The organism is Curtobacterium sp. 'Ferrero' (assembly GCF_002412165.1).
Taxonomy (GTDB): Bacteria; Actinomycetota; Actinomycetes; order Actinomycetales; family Microbacteriaceae; genus Curtobacterium.
Genome location: NZ_NXIA01000012.1, coordinates 1 through 17,068 on the forward strand (window position 1 = coordinate 1; position 17,068 = coordinate 17,068).

Here is a 17,068-nt window from a genome sequence, read left to right on the forward strand (position 1 = left end):
AGCGCCCGGTCCGGCGGGAGCGCCCGGTCCGGCGGGAGCGCCCGGTCCGGCGGATGCGCCCGATCCGGCGGGTGCGCCCGGTCCGGCGGATGCGCCCGCTCGGGCGGTCAGCGGGCCGGTACGAGGGCGACGGTCCGGTCGCCGCGCCGCACGGCGAGCCCGTCCTGCACCACCCAGACCCGCAGGTCGTCGACGTGGAACTCGCGGAAGGCGGCGGGGTGGTCCCGCAGGAGGCGCGCGATCTCCGGGTCCATCGGGAACCGCGGATCGACGCCCTCGACGACCACCCCGTAGTCACCTGACCGGGTCTCCTGGGTCTGCCCTCGCCTGCCGATGAAGGGCGCGAACGCCTGCTGCGTCGCCCCCGCGACGAGCAGCTGGTCGCCCGCGGGGACGCCGTGTGCTGCGAGCGCGGCGCCGATCCGTGCGAAGCCGGTCGACCGCGTCTCGGCCACGGTCCGGGCGACGGTCACGGCCGGCAGCACGGTCGCCGCGACGGCCACGAGCGCCACGACGGTCGTCACGGGTGGGCGGAGTCGCGCGAGCCGCACGAGCCCGATCGCGGCCAGGGCGATCGCCCACGGCATCCACACGTGGTAGTAGTGCGGCAGCGCGACGTTGGCTGTGCAGTAGAACAGGACGAGCAGCCCGAGCGAGATCCCCAGGAGCGCGACGAGCCGGTCCGGCCGGACCACCAGGGCGGCGACGATCCCGACGACGAGCACGACGGTGGTCGGCCACCCGACACCCTCCTCGACACGGACGAAGTTCGTCCACCACGGCGCGAGTTCGTGCACCCGGCCGAGCAGGTAGATCTCGTGCCCCTTGGCGTCGTGCTCGCCCTGGAACGCGAGCATGTACTGGATCGCCCTCCACCCGCCGACGGGGGCGTACGCCGCGACGAACACCACGGCGAACCCGACGGCCGCCACGACCCCGCCCGTGACCAGGCCGATCCAGCGGCGGAACAGCACCGGGACCGCGACGAGTGACAGCACGAGCACGGCGGTGGACACCTTCGACGTGACCGATGCGGCGAGCAGCGCCCCCGAAGCGGCCATCCACCACCAGCCGGCCCACGGGCCGTCGTCCGAGCGCCGTCGGACGCCCCACTGCCAGGCGGCGGCGACGGCGGCGACGGCGAAGAAGGTCATCATCGGCTCGAGCAGCGCGAGCCGGTCGATCCGCACGGCCTCCCCGCTGGCGACCCGCATCCAGGTGGGCGAGTCGCCGCGGGGGCTGAGCCACCACAGGCCCGCGGCGAGGAGCGCCCCCCAGAAGCCGACCGGACGGCGGAGCCAGGCGAACAGGACCGCGCCCGTGGCGAACGACGCGGTGGCGGCGAGGTAGCGGGGGCCGGCGACGCCCTGCCCGACGACGAGTTGCACGAACCCGTAGAGGTACTTCGCGAAGGGCGGGTGCTGCAGGTTGTCGGACAACCGGCCGTGCACGTAGTCCCACCCGGAGCTGATGTAGATGAGCTCGTCACCGTACGGCGTCTGCCGGCTGATGCGCCAGAAGGCCACGTACAGGCCGAGCGCGACGACCACCACGAACGCCACGGTGCGGAGCACGGTGACGGTCCGCACCGCGGTGTCGGCGCGCCGGGGAGCACGCTCCCGCACCACGGGAGGGTCGACGGTCATGAGCGTCGAGCATACTGAGGCCCGGCCGGGGAACCGGCGTGCGACGGGCCCCGGTTCCGGCGGGAACGCTCAGCCACGGCCGACGCGGCGACACCGACGCGGTCGCGGTCGCGCCGACGCGGTCAGACGCTGCGCGCGTCGAGCCCGGCGGCGACCGGGGTGAGCGCGGCCGCCACGTACTCCACGAGCGGCCCGCGGGACACCCCGTCGAACACCCAGACGCCGAACGCCGCGGCCGCCGCCCCGAGCAGGGCGCCGGCGACCGTCTGCGGCCAGAGCGCGCCCGGCCGTTCGCCGGTCCGACCGGCCACGAACGCGGCCACCGCGCCGTGCTGCTGCATGACCCGTGCCGCGACGCTCGCGACGAGCTCGGACCCGATGCCCATCACCTCGGCCTGGGCGACGGCCCACGGCACCCGTTCCGGGTCGTGTTCACGGGCGGCCGCGAGCAGGGCCTCCTCGACCGCGCGGACGGCGCTCGGCTCCGTGGAGGTGTCCAGCAGCCCGGGCAGCGAGGCGACCGCGGCGTCGAGTTCGAGCCACATGACGTCGGACTTGGCGGCGAAGTAGTTGAAGAAGGTGGCGCGGCTCACCCCGGCGCGGGCGGCGATCTGGTCCACGGTGGTCCGGCCGTACCCCTGCTCGAGGAAGAGCTCCGCCGCGGCGTCCGCGAGGACCTCGGCACTCGACCGGCGGGGCCGCCCACCACGGCGGACCACCTCGTCGGCGGGTGTCGACCCGGTCCCCTGCGCGTCCATGGCTCCCAGTAAACCGCTAGAATCGTCCAGCCATGAAGTTGGACCCAGTACAGAAACGCCGCGCCCGTGTCGCGGCCACCCTCGCCGGAACGGCCGCGCTCGCCCTCGCCCTCAGCGCCTGCACCGGCGGCGGCCAGTCGAGCAGCAGCACCCCCGTGGCGGGCGGCACGCTCGTGTACGCCTCGGGCGACGCCGAACCGACGTGCCTCGACCCGCACGTCGGCGGCAACTACCCGCAGGCCCTGCTGTCCAGCCAGTACATCGAGGAACTCACCGCGCTCGAGGACGGCCGACCGGTCCCCGCGCTGGCGGAGTCGTGGACGACGTCGGACGACGGCAAGACCCTGACCTTCCGACTCCGCGACGACGTGACCTTCACCGACGGCACGCCCTTCGACGCGGCCGCGGTCGTCGCGAACATCGAGCACGTGCAGGACCCGGCGACGGCGTCGAGCACCGGGTACCTCGCGCTGCAGTCGATCGCGAAGGCCACCGCGACCGACGACCACACCGTCACGCTCACCCTGAGCCGTCCGGACAGCGCGCTGCTCGAGTCGTTCTCGCAGCCCTGGGTCGGCATGGAGTCCCCGAAGGCCCTCGGGCGGTCCGAGGCGCAGAACTGCGAGTCCCCCGTCGGCACCGGCCCGTTCCGCATCACGGACTGGAAGCACGGCGACCGGGTCACCCTGACGAAGAACGCCGACTACACCCCGCTCGGCAAGCAGGCCGGCAGCACGACGAAGCCGCGGCTGAGCGGCATCACGTGGCGGTTCCTCCCCGACTCGACCTCGCGCTACGCGGCGCTGCAGTCCGGCCAGGTCGACGTCATCGACAACGCCCAGCCCGACCAGATCCGGGCCGCGAAGGCCGGGAAGACCATCCGCGACCTCGACGCACCCCGACCGGGCGCCTCCAACCGGCTCGAACTGAACTCGGGCCACGGCGTCTTCCGTGACGAGACCGTGCGCAAGGCGTTCATCCACGGCGCCGAGGTCGACCCGGGCATCAAGTCCCTGTTCCTCGGCACCGCGAAGCGCTCGTACTCGCTGCTCTCGAGCGTCGAGCCGTTCGCGTACTCGGCCGACGGCGACACGCTCTTCGACCACGACGCGTCCGAGGCCGCGAAGCTCCTCGACGACGCCGGTTGGAAGAAGGGCTCGGACGGCATCCGGACGAAGGACGGCAAGCGGCTGACGGTGACGTTCCCGGTGTCGACGAACCAGTCGATCCCCGCCGAGCGCAGCCTCTTCCAGCAGATCCAGGCCTCCGAGAAGGCCGTCGGGTTCGACGTCGAGATCAAGGAGCTCGACCTGTCGAGCTGGTACGCGGCGCTCGCGGCGAACCAGTACGACGTCGTCAGCGCGCCGTACACGAAGGTCGGCGCCGACGTCCTCCGGATCCTGTACGACAGCGCGAGCATCACGCCGGCACCGTCGGGCTACTTCGCGAACCTCGCGCAGCTCGACGACCCGACGGTCGACCGGCTGCTCGAGCAGGCCGCTCGGACCGCCGACACGAGCCAGCGCGGCGCGCTCTACGAGCAGGCACAGGAGGACATCCTCGCCAGCGCCACCGTGCTGCCGCTGTACGACCAGCAGAACCACTTCCTCGTGTCGTCGAAGGTGCACGACGTCGAGACCACGGCCGTCTCCACGCCGTGGTTCGGTTCCGCCTGGATCGACCGCTGACGGCCGGCAGCGTGACCGACGACCGGACGGGAGGCCCGACGTGACCCCGCCACGGCCGCTGCGGTCCGCCGCGCGGTCGCGGTGGGCCCGGTGGGGTCTGGTCCGCCTGGCCGGCGGGGTCGGCGTCCTGTGGGCGGTCGCGACGATCGTGTTCGTCGCGATCCGCCTGATCCCCGGCGACCCGGCGCTCGCGATCCTCGGTGGCCCGGGGTCGCAGGCCTCCGCCGCGGCGCTCGACCGGGTCCGGCAGGAGTACGGTCTCGACGCCCCGGTCGTGGTGCAGTACGCGGTGTTCGTCGGCCGACTCGCGACCGGGCAGCTCGGCGACTCGTACGCCTTCCGCACCCCGGTGGCGACGCTGCTCGCGCAGGAGCTGCCGGTCACGCTGACCCTGGCGGTCGCGGGGCTCGTCGTCGCCTGGGCACTCGCGATCGTCCTGGCGTGGTGGTCCACCCAGCGCGGCCGGATCGCCGCCGGGGTCACCGGGGCGATCACCGTCACGGCGAGCGTCATGCCGCACTTCTGGCTCGGCAGCGTGCTCATCGTGGTCTTCGCATCGGCGCTCGGGTGGTTCCCCGCGGTCAGCGACGGATCGGTGCGCGGGTGGGTGCTCCCGGTCGTCACGGTCGCGGTGCCGGTCGCCGGCTACCTCGCCGAGACCGTGCGCGACGGCATCGTGGACGCGCAGCGGTCGACCTTCGCGCTGGCCGCCCGCGGACGGGGCGAGGGCCGGACCGGCCTGTTCCTCCGCCACACGCTCCGGCACGCGGCGCTGCCCGGCATCGCGCTGTCCGCCTGGGCCTTCGGCTCGCTGGTGTCCGGCGCGGTCGTCGTGGAGTCGGTGTTCGCGCTGCCCGGGGTCGGCCGCGCACTCGTGACCGCGGTCACGCAGCGCGACATGCCCCTCGTGGCGGGGATCGCGCTCGTGTCCGCCGCGGCCTACGTGGTGGTCCTCGCCCTCGCCGACCTGGCCGAGCGCGCGGTCGACCGCCGGCCGCGTACCGGAGCGGTGACGCGCCGTCCGCGCGCGGTGCGACCCGGCCCCGAGGCGGTCGTGCGGTGAGCGGTCTGCCGGATCCGCGCCTCCCGGCCGGGCGGTCGTCCGGCGGTCCCGAGCGACGTCCTGGGGGGACGCTCGGGGCCGCCGGCTGGGCGGCCGCGGCCGTGGTCGTGCTGGCGGTGGTCGCCGCGGTGGCACCCGCGCTGCTCGGCGGTGCGCACCCGCTCGCCGTGCACCCGGAGGACGCCCTGCTGCCACCGTCATGGGCGCACCCGTTCGGCACCGACGAATCCGGTCGGGACGTCCTCGCGCGGGTCGTCGCCGGGACGCGGGCGTCGCTGGTCGTCGGACTCGCGGCCACCGTCGTCGGGACCGTCGCGGGCACCGTGCTGGGGCTCGCCGCCGGTGTCGGCGGGCGGATCGTGGACGCCGTCATCGGCCGCGTGACCGAGGTCGCGTTCGCACTGCCGCTCCTGCTCGTCGCGCTCGTCGTCATCGCGGTCACGGGGCCCGGCCCCGTCCCGGCCGTGCTCGCGGTCGGCTTCGCCACGGCGCCGGGGTACGCGCGGATCGTGCGCGCCTCCGTCCTCGCCGCGCGGGGCTCGCAGGTCGTCGAGACCGCGGTCCTGCTCGGACGCTCGCCCGCAAGCACCCTCGTCCGGCACGTCCTCCCCCGGGCGCTGTGGCCCCTGGTGGCGGTCGGCACGCTCGGTGTCGGTCAGGCCGTCGTGTGGGCGTCGGCACTGAGCTACCTCGGGGTGGGGACCCCGCCGCCGGCACCGGAGTGGGGGGCGATGCTCGCAGACGGCCGCACCTACCTGCAGACCGCGCCGTGGATGAGCACCTTCCCCGGGCTCGCGATCGTGGTGCTGGCCACCGCGGTCACCGTCCTCGGTCGCGCGGTCCGACGCCGAGGGACCGCCCGGTGAGCGCCGCGCCCGTGCTGGCGGTCGCGGGGCTCTCCGTCACCATCGACGGCGTGCGCATCGTGTCCGACGTGTCGTTCGAGGTCGCGGCGGGCGAGTGCGTGGCGCTCGTCGGCGCATCCGGGTCGGGCAAGACCGTCACCGCCCGCGCACTGCTGGGGCTCTCCGCCGACCGCGCCGTCGTCGAGGCCGAACGCCTCGAGGTCGCCGGCACGGACGCCCGCGGGCTGCGCGAACGGGGTTGGCGACGCCTGCGCGGCACGGCGGTCGGGTACGTCGGCCAGGAGGCGCTCGGCGCGCTCGACCCGCTCCGCCCGGTCGGACGCGAGGTCGCGGACGCCCTCCGGCTGCACACGGACCTCCGCGCGGCGGACCGGGTCGAGGCCGTCAGGACCGCGCTCGCCGGCGTCGGGCTCGACCCGGACACCGCGACCGACGGCCGGCTCGCCGGGACGCTCTCGGGCGGGATGCGGCAGCGGGCACTCATCGCCGCCGCGACGATCGGCTCCCCCGCACTCGTGGTCGCCGACGAACCGACGACCGCCCTCGACGCCGGGGTCGCCGTCACCGTCATGGAGCAACTGCGCCGGGCACAGCGGGCCGGAGCCGGGCTGCTCGTGATCACGCACGACCTCGGACTCGTCAGCGGGTGGGCCGACCGGGTCGCGGTGGTGGACGGTGGCCGCATCGTCGAGCAGGGTCCGGTCGACCGGGTCCTCCTCGCACCCGAGCACCCGGCCACCGCGGCGCTCGTCGAGGCCGCCCGTGCCGGCTCGGTGCCTCGGACGCCGGTCGAGGAGCGTGCGGTCGGGACGCCGACCATGGCCGGGGAGCGGCCGGCGACGGTCCTCGTCGCCGAGGGCCTCACGCGCTCGTTCGACGACACCGCGGCGGTCCGGGGCGTGTCGTTCCGCCTCGACCGCGGCCGCGTGCTCGGCATCATCGGCGCGTCCGGGTCGGGCAAGACCACGGTCGCGAGGATGCTGCTCGGCCTGGAGTCCCCCGACACCGGCTCCGTGACGCTCGACGGTGCGCCGTGGGCGCCGCTGCCCGAACGGGAGCGCCGGCCCCGTCGACACCGCATCGGTGCCGTCGTGCAGGACCCGGGGGCGACGTTCGACGAGCGGTGGGACGTCGAACGCGTGCTCGCCGACGCGTTCTCCGACGGTGCCGAGCGGCGTGCGCGCGGTGGCCTCGGCGAGCGGGTCGACGGCGCGCTCCGGCAGGTCGGGCTCGACCCGGCGCTGCGGTCGCGGTCGCCGCTGACCCTGTCGGGCGGGCAGCGGCAGCGGCTGGCGATCGCGCGGGCGCTCGCCACCGACCCGGAGGTCCTGGTGCTCGACGAACCGGTCACCGCGCTCGACGCGACCGTGCAGGACGCCGTGCTCGGGCTGCTCGAACGGCTCCGGGACACCACCGGCGTGGCCATGGTGTTCGTCTCGCACGACCTGCGGGCCGTCCGGCGGATCGCGGACGACGTGCTCGTCGTGCACGAGGGCACGGTCGTCGAGCACGGTCCGGCGGCGGCGGTGTTCGCCCGGCCGACGCACCCGGTGACCGCTCGGCTGCTGCGCGCCGCCGAGGTCCTGGCATCCGGTCCCGCCGCCTGACGGCCGCACCGGCGAGCCCGCGCGGCGCCGCGCCCGCAGCGGCACCCGAGCCCGCACCCGCAGCCGCGCCCGCACCCGCAGCCGCGCCCGTACCCGAAACTCGGCCCCGCGGACAGTTCCGCGGGCGGACACCTGCGGAACTGTCCGCTCAGCCGAGACTCGGGGCAGCGGTCCTGCACCCGGGCGACCAGACGTCCACCGCGCGGCGCGTGACGGACCGGTGGGGAGCCTCCCGGCCGGTCGTCAGGAGCCGGCGGGCGCCGTCCCCTCGGCTGCGCCCCGCGGGGCGTCGCCCGCGAGGACCGGGATCTCGCTCGTCGAGAAGTCCCGGGCCCAGTCGGACCGCGCGAGGTCGGACTCCGGGTCGTTGTAGTCCTCGATGACCGCCGCGACCTCGTCCTCGTGCGCGACCGTCGGTCCCGACCCGAGGAGCGGGGTGGCGGCGGTCTCCTTCGTGCAGTACACCGCGACGAGGCCGATGACGGCCGCGAGCATGAGGTAGAAGGCGGGGATGTCCTCGGCCCAGCCGAGTCCGGCGTCCTTCGCGGCGTTGATGAGCGCCGCGGTCGCGAGCGGGGTGGTGCCGCCGAAGAGCGAGACGGAGACGTTGAACGCGATCGCGAGCGCGCCGTACCGGATGATCGTCGGGAAGAGGGCGGGCAGCGTCGACGGCATCGTCGACGTGAACGTCACGAGCACGAGTCCGAGGACGAGCAGGCCGACGAACACGCCGACCCCGGAGCCGCTCTGGACCAGCTTGAGCGAGGGCCACGACAGCAGCAGGAACCCGAGGCAGCCCGCCGCGAGCACGGGCCGACGGCCGAACCGGTCGGAGAGCCGTCCGCCGAACGTGATGACGACCATCATGAGGATCATCACGATGACGATGAGGATCAGCCCGAAGGTGGCGTCCTGACCGAGGTTCTGCTCGAGGTACGTCGGCATGTACGACAGCAGCATGTAGTCGGTCACGTTGAAGACCAGCACGAGGCCGATGCAGACGAGGAGGCCGCGCCAGTTCTCGGCGAACAGCTTGAGGAACGGCGTCTTCTGCGACTCACGCTCGGCGGCCTGCTCCTGCTGCTTCTGGAAGGCCGGGGTCTCCTCGAGCTTGAGCCGGAGGTAGAGGCCGATGAGCCCGAGCGGGCCGGCGACGATGAACGGGATGCGCCAGCCCCAGCTCAGCAGGGCGTCCTCGGAGAGGCCGAACTGCAGAGCCGTGACGATCGACGCGCCGAGCACGTAGCCGGCGAGCGTGCCGAACTCGAGCCACGAGCCCATGAAGCCGCGCCGCTTGTCCGGCGAGTACTCGGCGATGAACGTCGCGGCGCCGCCGTACTCGCCGCCGGTCGAGAAGCCCTGCACGAAGCGGGCCACGAGCAGGAGCACCGGCGCCCAGAAGCCGATCGTCGCGTAGGACGGGATCAGCCCGATCATCAACGTGCCGGCGGCCATCAGGATCATCGTCAGCGCGAGGACCTTCTGGCGGCCGATCTTGTCGCCGATCGGGCCGAACACGGCACCGCCGATCGGGCGGACGATGAACGCGGCGGCGAAGAAGCCGAACGTCGCGACGATGTTCGCGGCCGCGTCGCCCTGCGGCAGGAAGACCCGCGAGATCGTGACGGTCAGGTACGCGAAGATGCCGAAGTCGAACCACTCCATCGCGTTCCCGAGGGCGGCGGCGGCCACGGCGCGCTTGAGGAGCGACTCCTCGACGACCGTGACGTCGTCCTCCGTGAGCCTGCGGCGGGCGCGCTCGGTGCGTGCCGTCGTGCGGCCCTCGTGCGCGGGGTGCGCCGCGTGGTTCGTGGTCGGCATGGGTCCTCCGGGTGGAGCTGCATCGGGGTCCGGGATCACGACGGACGGCGACGATGCAGCTCGGGAGCGAGTGGCCGCCCGTCGAACAAACTCCGACAGCCTAGCAGATGGAGCGCTCCACGGGCCGTCGGGCCGCTATCATGGCCGGACGCGCAGCGTGCGCGGACACGTCAGGCACCTCACCACGGACTCGGTGCCGCCCACATCGATCGAAAGGCCCTGCCATGTCGAAGCCCATCCCGGAGAAGCCCACCGTCGACGGACTCGAGGAAGCGTGGGGCCCGGTCTGGGAGCAGGACGGCACCTACCGCTTCGACCGTGCCGCCGCCGGCGACCGCTCGGCCGTGTACTCGATCGACACCCCGCCGCCGACCGCCTCGGGCTCGCTGCACATCGGCCACGTGTTCTCGTACACGCACACCGACCTCAAGGCCCGGTACGAGCGGATGCGCGGCAAGCACGTCTTCTACCCGATGGGCTGGGACGACAACGGCCTCCCGACCGAGCGCCGGGTGCAGAACTACTACGGCGTCCGCTGCGACCCGCAGCTCCCCTACGACCCGGCGTTCGTCCCGCCGTTCGAGGGCGGCGACAACAAGTCCTCCAAGGCCGCCGACCAGCTGCCGATCTCGCGCCGCAACTTCATCGAACTCTGCGAGCGCCTGACCGTGCAGGACGAGCAGCAGTTCGAGCACCTCTTCCGCACCCTCGGCCTGTCGGTCGACTGGACCCAGTCGTACCGGACGATCGACGACACCTCCCGGGCCAGCGCGCAGCGTGCCTTCCTCCGCAACCTCGAGCGTGGCGAGGCCTACCAGGCCGACGCCCCGACCCTCTGGGACGTCACCTTCCGCACGGCCGTCGCCCAGGCCGAGCTCGAGGACAAGGAGATGCCCGGCGCGTACCACGGCATCGCGTTCCACCGCACCGACGGCGGTGACGACGTCGTCATCCAGACCACCCGCCCCGAGCTCCTCGCCGCGTGCGTCGCCCTCGTCGCGCACCCGGACGACGAGCGCTTCCAGGACCTCTTCGGCACCACCGTCCGCTCCCCGCTGTTCGACGTCGAGGTCCCGGTGCTCGCACACCACCTCGCGCAGCAGGACAAGGGCGCCGGCATCGCCATGGTGTGCACGTTCGGTGACACCACGGACGTCGTCTGGTGGCGCGAGCTGCAGCTGCCGAACCGCGCGATCATCGGCTTCGACGGTCGTGTGCGCTCGGACGAGCCGACGTGGATCGAGAGTGCCCGCGGCAAGGAGCTCTACGCCGAGATGGCCGGCAAGACCGTGTTCTCGGCGAAGAAGGTCGTCGTGGACGCCCTCACCGAGTCCGGCGAGCTGATCGGCGACGTGAAGACGATCAACCACCCGGTCAAGTTCTTCGAGAAGGGCGACAAGCCGCTCGAGATCGTCTCGACCCGCCAGTGGTACATCGTGAACGGCGCCCGCGAGGAGCAGCTCAAGGCGACGCTGCGACAGCGCGGCGAGGAGATCGCGTTCCACCCGGACTTCATGCGCGTCCGCTACGACAACTGGGTCGGCGGCCTCTCCGGCGACTGGCTCATCTCCCGCCAGCGCTTCTTCGGCGTGCCGCTGCCGGTCTGGTACCCGCTCGACGCCGACGGCAACCCGGTGTACGACCAGCCGATCGTCCCGACCGAGGCGCAGCTCCCGGTCGACCCGGCGTCCGAGCCGGCACCCGGGTACGAGGAGTCGCAGCGCGGTGTCGCCGGCGGATTCCAGGGCGAACTCGACGTCATGGACACCTGGGCCACCTCGTCGCTCACCCCGCAGCTCGCGGGCAAGTGGGAGTCCGACCCGGCGCTCTACGACCTGGTGTTCCCGTACGACGTCCGCCCGCAGGCGCAGGACATCATCCGGACGTGGCTGTTCACGACCGTGCTGCGCAGCCAGCTCGAGGCGGCGCAAGCGCCGTGGAAGCACGCGAGCATCTCCGGCTTCATCGTCGACCCCGACCGCAAGAAGATGTCGAAGTCGAAGGGCAACGTCGTCACGCCGCTGTCGATCCTCGAGCAGCACGGAGCGGACGCGGTCCGGTACTGGGCGGCCTCGTCGAAGCTCGGCACGGACGCGGCGTTCGACCCGCAGAACCCGAAGCAGATCAAGGTCGGACGGCGTCTGGCGATCAAGGTCCTCAACGCGGCGAAGTTCGTCTACGGCTTCCCGCTGCCCGAGGGCGCGCACACGGTGACCGAGGCGCTCGACGTCGACGTGCTCGCCGAGCTCGGCACCGTCATCGACCAGGCGACCGCCGCGTTCGACGCGTTCGACCACGCCCGTGCCCTCGAGGTCACCGAGCGCTTCTTCTGGACGTTCTGCGACGACTACCTCGAGCTCGTCAAGGAGCGGGCGTACGGCACCGCGACCGACGCGACGCACGAGACGCAGGCGAGCGCGGTCCTCGCGCTCCGCGCCGCGATCGACGCGCTGCTGCGTCTGCTGGCGCCGTTCCTCCCGTTCGCGACCGAGGAGGTGTGGGCCTGGACCCACGAGTCCAGCGTGCACCGCGCACAGTGGCCGACGCGGGACGAGCTGCCCACGCAGGCCGAGCCGACGGGGCTGCTCGCGGCCGTCGGGCAGGCACTCATCGGCATCCGCGGTGCGAAGACGGCGGCCAAGGCATCGCAGAAGACGCCCGTGACCCGCGCGGTCGTCGCTGCCCCGGCGGAGACGCGAGCGCTGATCGAGCGTGCCGCGGTCGACCTGGCGGCCGTCGGCCGCATCGCCGACCTGTCGTTCACCGACGGGGCGGAACTGGCCGTCACCGAGATCGAGCTGGCGGAACAGCCGGCGTAGGGTCGCGTGGGCCGGCCGGGTTGCGTCCGCGACCCGGCCGGCGAACACCGGACGGGAGGCACGGATGCAGTTGGGCACACGATGGAGCGTGGGTGGGCAGCCGCCTGCGCGACTCCCCGAGGCGATGGTCGTCGCCGTGCGGGAGGTCGAGGACGAGCTCGCGGCGGAGTCGGTCGACACCGGGACGTGGGGGTGGACGCTCACGTTCCTCGAGGGCAAGCCGATCGTCGAACTCGACGACGGCACCTCGATCCACCTCGACCCCGCCGGGCACGCGCAGGTGACGAACCCGGACGACGCTCCCGAAGAGGACTGACCCGACGCAGCGTCGTCCGGGGTCGCGCCCTACACTGAGAACGTCCGTTCCCGCACCGCTGTCCGCGGCGGGCCGGGACGGACCGTGCGCAGAAGCAGGGCACAGGGAACGAGGCACGGATGGCGACGGTGACGGTCGAGGCGACGACACGGGCGCACATCGTCGAGGTCGCCGACGAGCTCTTCTACGCGCGCGGCATCCAGTCCGTCGGCATGGACGCGATCCGCACCGCCGCCGGGGTCTCCCTGAAGAAGCTGTACTCGGCGTTCCCGGGCAAGGAGCAGCTCGTCGCCGCGGTGTTGTCCGGCCGGCACGACCTGTGGGAGCGCGGGATCGAGCGGGCCGTCGCAGCAGCGTCCACGCCGCGCGACCGGCTGCTGGCGATGTACGACTTCCTCGAGCACTGGTTCGGCGACGCGACGTTCCGGGGCTGCGGGTTCATCAACGCGTTCGGCGAGCTCGGGGCGACGTCCCCGTCCGTGGCGCGGATCGCTCGGGAGCACAAGGAGTCGTTCCAGCGTTTCGTCGCGGGGCTCGCGGGCGAGGTCGTTCCGGACCGCGGGACCGCCGAGGAGCTCGCGGCACAGTTGGCCCTGCTCGCCGAGGGTGCGCAGACGACGGCGGCGATCAGCGGCGATGCCTCCCCCGCGGGGCACGCCCGCCGGGCCGCCGCGACGCTCATCGACGCCGCCACCCGCGCTTAGGTCACCGAACCGCTCGTGGCTTGCCGTTTCGCTCGTGGCTTGCCGATTCGCTCGTGGGTTGCCGAATCGCTCGTAGGAGGTGGTTCCTTCCGGCCTCCGACGAGCGGAACGGCTTCCTACTGCGGGCGTGATGGGTCGGAACGGTCACCGATGCGGGACGGGAGGCGCGTGCCGGGCCCGCACCGTGCCTCCAGTCCGTAGGGTGGCGACATGGCAACCCCGTTCGATGAACCGAGCACCCTCCCCTACGCCCTCCCGCCGTTCAGCGACGTCCGGCTCGAGCACTTCCGTCCGGCGTTCGACGCCGGCATGGCCGAACAGCGTGAGGAGGTCGAGGCGATCACCGCCGACGCCGACGCGCCGACGTTCGAGAACACCCTCGTGGCCCTCGAGCGGACCGGGCAGCTCCTCGGCCGCGTGAGCCACGTGTTCTTCACGCTGTCGTCGGCGGACTCGACCCCGGAGCTGCACGACCTCGAGGCCGAGATCTCCCCGCTCCTCGCGGCGCACCGGGACGCGATCACGCTCGACGGGAAGCTCTACGCGCGGGTGGACGCGGTCCGGGCCTCGCTCGCCGACCGGGACGACCTGACCGACGAGGACCGTCGGCTGGTCGAGCGGACACTCACCGAGATGACCCTCGCGGGGGCCGGTCTCGACGACGCCGGCAAGGAACGGCTCACCGCGATCAACCAGGAGCTGTCGACGCTGACGACGACGTTCGAGCGGAACCTCCTCGAGGACACGAACGACCTCGCCGTGCACGTGACGGACGAGGGTGAACTCGCCGGGCTGGACGAGGGTGCGAAGTCGGCCGCCGCCGGGGCCGCCGCCGACCGTGGGCTGGACGGCTGGCTCATCACGCTGCCGCTCTACACGGGCCACCCGTGGCTCGGCTCGCTCGCCGACCGCGGGCTCCGTCAGCGCATCATGGAGGCGTCGCTCTCCCGCGGGCGTCGCGGCAACGAGCACGACAACCGTGACGTCCTGCTCCGCGTCGTCCGGCTCCGCGCCGAACGCGCCGAGCTGCTCGGGTTCCCGAACCACGCCGCGGTCGTCACCGCGGACGAGACCGCCGGCACGCCCGAGGCCGTCGACGGGCTGCTGTCCTCGCTCGTCGGCGCCGCCGCACGGAACGCCGACGACGAGCGGGAGGTCCGCGCGCGCGTGCTCGGGCACGAGGTCGAGTCCTGGGACTGGGCGTACGCCACCGAACTCCTCCGGGGCGAACAGTTCGCGGCGGACAGCTCGGCGCTCCGGCCCTACTTCGAGGCCGACCGGGTCCTGCACGACGGCGTGTTCCACGCGGCGAACGCGCTCTACGGCCTGACGTTCACCGAGCGTCCGGACCTGCACGGGTACAACGACGAGGTCCGGGTGTTCGAGGTGCGCTCGGACAGCGACGAGCCGGTCGGGCTCTACCTGCTCGACCTGTACACGCGGGACGGCAAGCGCGGCGGCGCGTGGATGAACCCGGTCGTGGAGCAGTCGGCACTGATGGGCACGCTCCCCGTGGTGGTGAACAACCTCAACGTGGCGAAGCCCGCGGCCGGCTCCCCCACGCTGCTGATCCAGGACGAGGTCGAGACGCTCTTCCACGAGTTCGGGCACGCGCTGCACGGTCTCATCGCGCGGACGACCTACCCGCGGTTCTCCGGCACGAACGTCGAGCGTGACTTCGTCGAGTTCCCGTCGCAGGTGAACGAGATGTGGGTCTCGTGGCCGTCCGTCCTGGCCAACTACGCCAAGCACCACGAGACCGGGGAGCCGCTGCCGCCCGAGCTCGTCCAGGGGCTCAGCGAGTCGGAGGGCTTCAACGAGGGGTTCGCGACGACGGAGTACCTCGCCGCGGCGCTCCTCGACCAGGCGTGGCACCGGCTCTCGGCCGCTGACGCCGCCGCGATCACCGATGTCGAGGCGTTCGAGCGGCAGGCGCTGCAGGATGCAGGCATCGCCGTCAACGCCGTGCCGCCGCGGTACTCGTCGACGTACTTCGCCCACACGTTCTCGGGCGGGTACGACGCGGGCTACTACGGGTACATCTGGTCCGAGGTGCTCGACGCCGACACGGTGGAGTGGTTCCGGTCGAACGGTGGGCTCTCTCGCGAGGCCGGCGAGCAGTTCGCCACGAAGCTGCTGGGCGTCGGTGGGTCGAAGGACCCGCTCGAGGCCTACCGCGACTTCCGCGGGCGGGACGCCGAGGTGGGGCCGCTGTTGCGGCGCCGCGGGCTCGAGTAGGGCGCCGCGCGGCGGGCGCACTGCGCGGCGTCCCCTCACACGAGGAACCAGGTTCCGGACACAGCACCATGAAGAAGCACGGTGTGGTGTCCGGAACCTGGTTCCGGCGGGCCGGCAGGCCGACGCACCGACGCGGCGACGGGGCGACGGGCCGGCGTACCTGCCGCGCCGCAGCTCGCTACGCGGACTTCTCGATGCGCTTCGCGCGCGGCCGCGGCACGATCGTCGGCGCCGCGTTCTCGAGCACGGACTCGCGGGTGATCACCACGCGTGCGACGTCGTCGTCCGAGGGGACGTCGAACATCACCGGGCCGAGCACTTCTTCGAGGATGGCGCGGAGCCCACGAGCACCGGTCTGCCGCAGCACGGCGAGGTCAGCGATCGCCTCGAGCGCGCCCTGCTCGAACTCCAGCTCGACGCCGTCGATCTCGAACATCCGCTGGTACTGCTTCACCAGGGCGTTCTTCGGCTCGGTGAGGATCTGCATGAGCGCGGCCTGGTCGAGCTGCGACACCGTGGTCACGACGGGCAGTCGACCGATGAACTCGGGGATGAGCCCGAACTTGTGGAGGTCTTCCGGCAGGACGTCGGAGAACAAGTCCTGCTGGTCGAGCGGGCTGTGGAGCGGAGCACCGAAGCCGATGCCGCGCTTGCCCACCCGGGAGGAGACGATGTCCTCGAGCCCGGCGAACGCCCCCGCCACGATGAACAGCACGTTCGTCGTGTCGATCTGGATGAACTCCTGGTGCGGGTGCTTCCGTCCGCCCTGCGGCGGCACCGATGCCGTCGTGCCCTCGAGGATCTTGAGCAGCGCCTGCTGCACGCCCTCGCCCGAGACGTCGCGGGTGATCGAGGGGTTCTCGGCCTTGCGGGCGATCTTGTCGACCTCGTCGATGTAGATGATCCCGGTCTCGGCACGCTTGACGTCGTAGTCCGCGGCCTGGATGAGCTTGAGGAGGATGTTCTCGACGTCCTCGCCGACGTACCCGGCCTCGGTCAGGGCCGTGGCGTCGGCGACGGCGAACGGCACGTTGAGGCGCTTGGCGAGGGTCTGCGCCAGGTAGGTCTTGCCACAGCCGGTCGGCCCGATGAGCAGGATGTTCGACTTCGCGATCTCGATGTCGTCGCGGTCCTCGGCGGCGGTGATCTGACCCTGCGCCCGGATGCGCTTGTAGTGGTTGTAGACGGCGACCGCCAGGGCACGCTTCGCCGGGTCCTGCCCGATGACGTACTCCTGGAGGAAGTCGAAGATCTCGCGCGGCTTGGGCAGCTCGAAGTCGCCGCTCGAGGTGTCCTCGCCCGCTTCGGCCAGGCGCTCCTCGATGATCTCGTTGCAGAGCTCGACGCACTCGTCGCAGATGTAGACGCCCGGACCGGCGATGAGCTGCTGGACCTGCTTCTGGCTCTTGCCGCAGAAGGAGCACTTGAGCAGGTCGGCGCTCTCTCCGATGCGTGCCATGTGCGTGCCCTCCCTCGGCCGGACGTCGACGCTGCCGTCGTCGCCGTGACGAACCCCCGGGCGCTGATCCACCCGGCTTCGTC

General features: G+C 72.6%; 12 protein-coding genes. 8 read left to right on the forward strand and 4 right to left on the reverse strand.

Translation table 11 applies throughout. The features are described 5' to 3' along the window. Positions 1-107: 107 nt before the first annotated feature. Both Csp2054_RS11330 and Csp2054_RS17795 read right to left on the reverse strand, forming a co-directional pair. Positions 108-1,646 (reverse strand): phospholipid carrier-dependent glycosyltransferase, encoded by a 1,539-nt coding sequence (locus tag Csp2054_RS11330; protein ID WP_096899430.1) that lies wholly within the window; start codon positions 1,644-1,646, stop codon positions 108-110. Between the two features lie 122 nt (positions 1,647-1,768). After that, entirely contained in the window at positions 1,769-2,404 is a 636-nt protein-coding gene (locus Csp2054_RS17795; protein WP_141399243.1) for a TetR/AcrR family transcriptional regulator, read from the reverse strand. 32 nt (positions 2,405-2,436) lie between these two features. Between Csp2054_RS17795 and Csp2054_RS11340 the strand changes: the two genes are divergently transcribed. Genes Csp2054_RS11340 through Csp2054_RS11355 form a run of 4 tightly spaced genes read left to right on the forward strand, consistent with a single transcriptional unit; the run spans position 2,437 to position 7,628 of the window. After that, on the forward strand, positions 2,437-4,092 hold the full coding sequence (locus tag Csp2054_RS11340) for an ABC transporter substrate-binding protein (RefSeq protein WP_096899431.1): 1,656 nt from the start codon (positions 2,437-2,439) through the stop codon (positions 4,090-4,092). 40 nt (positions 4,093-4,132) lie between these two features. Next, positions 4,133-5,155 (forward strand): ABC transporter permease, encoded by a 1,023-nt coding sequence (locus Csp2054_RS11345; protein WP_255252711.1) that lies wholly within the window; start codon positions 4,133-4,135, stop codon positions 5,153-5,155. Beyond that, on the forward strand, positions 5,152-6,021 hold the full coding sequence (locus tag Csp2054_RS11350; protein WP_096899432.1) for an ABC transporter permease: 870 nt from the start codon (positions 5,152-5,154) through the stop codon (positions 6,019-6,021). Before Csp2054_RS11345 ends, Csp2054_RS11350 begins: the two co-directional genes overlap by 4 nt. Beyond that, positions 6,018-7,628, forward strand: coding sequence for an ATP-binding cassette domain-containing protein (locus tag Csp2054_RS11355; protein ID WP_255252712.1), 1,611 nt, complete (start codon positions 6,018-6,020; stop codon positions 7,626-7,628). Before Csp2054_RS11350 ends, Csp2054_RS11355 begins: the two co-directional genes overlap by 4 nt. 243 nt (positions 7,629-7,871) lie before the next feature. Here Csp2054_RS11355 and proP read toward each other — a convergent pair whose 3' ends face one another. Beyond that, a complete protein-coding gene (gene proP, locus Csp2054_RS11360) occupies positions 7,872-9,449 on the reverse strand; it encodes a glycine betaine/L-proline transporter ProP (RefSeq protein WP_096899433.1) in 1,578 nt (525 codons plus the stop codon). A gap of 224 nt (positions 9,450-9,673) precedes the next feature. Between proP and valS the strand changes: the two genes are divergently transcribed. From valS to Csp2054_RS11380, 4 genes are all read left to right on the forward strand, one after another. Beyond that, complete coding sequence (gene valS / locus Csp2054_RS11365; RefSeq protein ID WP_096899434.1) at positions 9,674-12,268, forward strand: valine--tRNA ligase; 2,595 nt, start codon at positions 9,674-9,676, stop codon at positions 12,266-12,268. Positions 12,269-12,356: 88 nt separating this feature from the next. Then, positions 12,357-12,584, forward strand: coding sequence for a hypothetical protein (locus Csp2054_RS11370; protein ID WP_255252713.1), 228 nt, complete (start codon positions 12,357-12,359; stop codon positions 12,582-12,584). A 119-nt stretch (positions 12,585-12,703) separates the two neighbouring features. Then, positions 12,704-13,288 carry a TetR/AcrR family transcriptional regulator gene (locus Csp2054_RS11375; protein ID WP_096899436.1) on the forward strand — a complete coding sequence of 195 codons (585 nt, stop codon included), beginning with the start codon at positions 12,704-12,706 and terminating at the stop codon, positions 13,286-13,288. Between the two features lie 210 nt (positions 13,289-13,498). Continuing rightward, complete coding sequence (locus Csp2054_RS11380) at positions 13,499-15,526, forward strand: M3 family metallopeptidase (RefSeq protein ID WP_096899437.1); 2,028 nt, start codon at positions 13,499-13,501, stop codon at positions 15,524-15,526. 178 nt (positions 15,527-15,704) lie between these two features. On the opposite strand, the gene clpX is transcribed toward Csp2054_RS11380, so the two are convergent. Continuing rightward, a complete protein-coding gene (gene clpX / locus Csp2054_RS11385; protein ID WP_096899527.1) occupies positions 15,705-16,985 on the reverse strand; it encodes an ATP-dependent Clp protease ATP-binding subunit ClpX in 1,281 nt (426 codons plus the stop codon). Between the last annotated feature and the right edge of the window lie 83 nt (positions 16,986-17,068).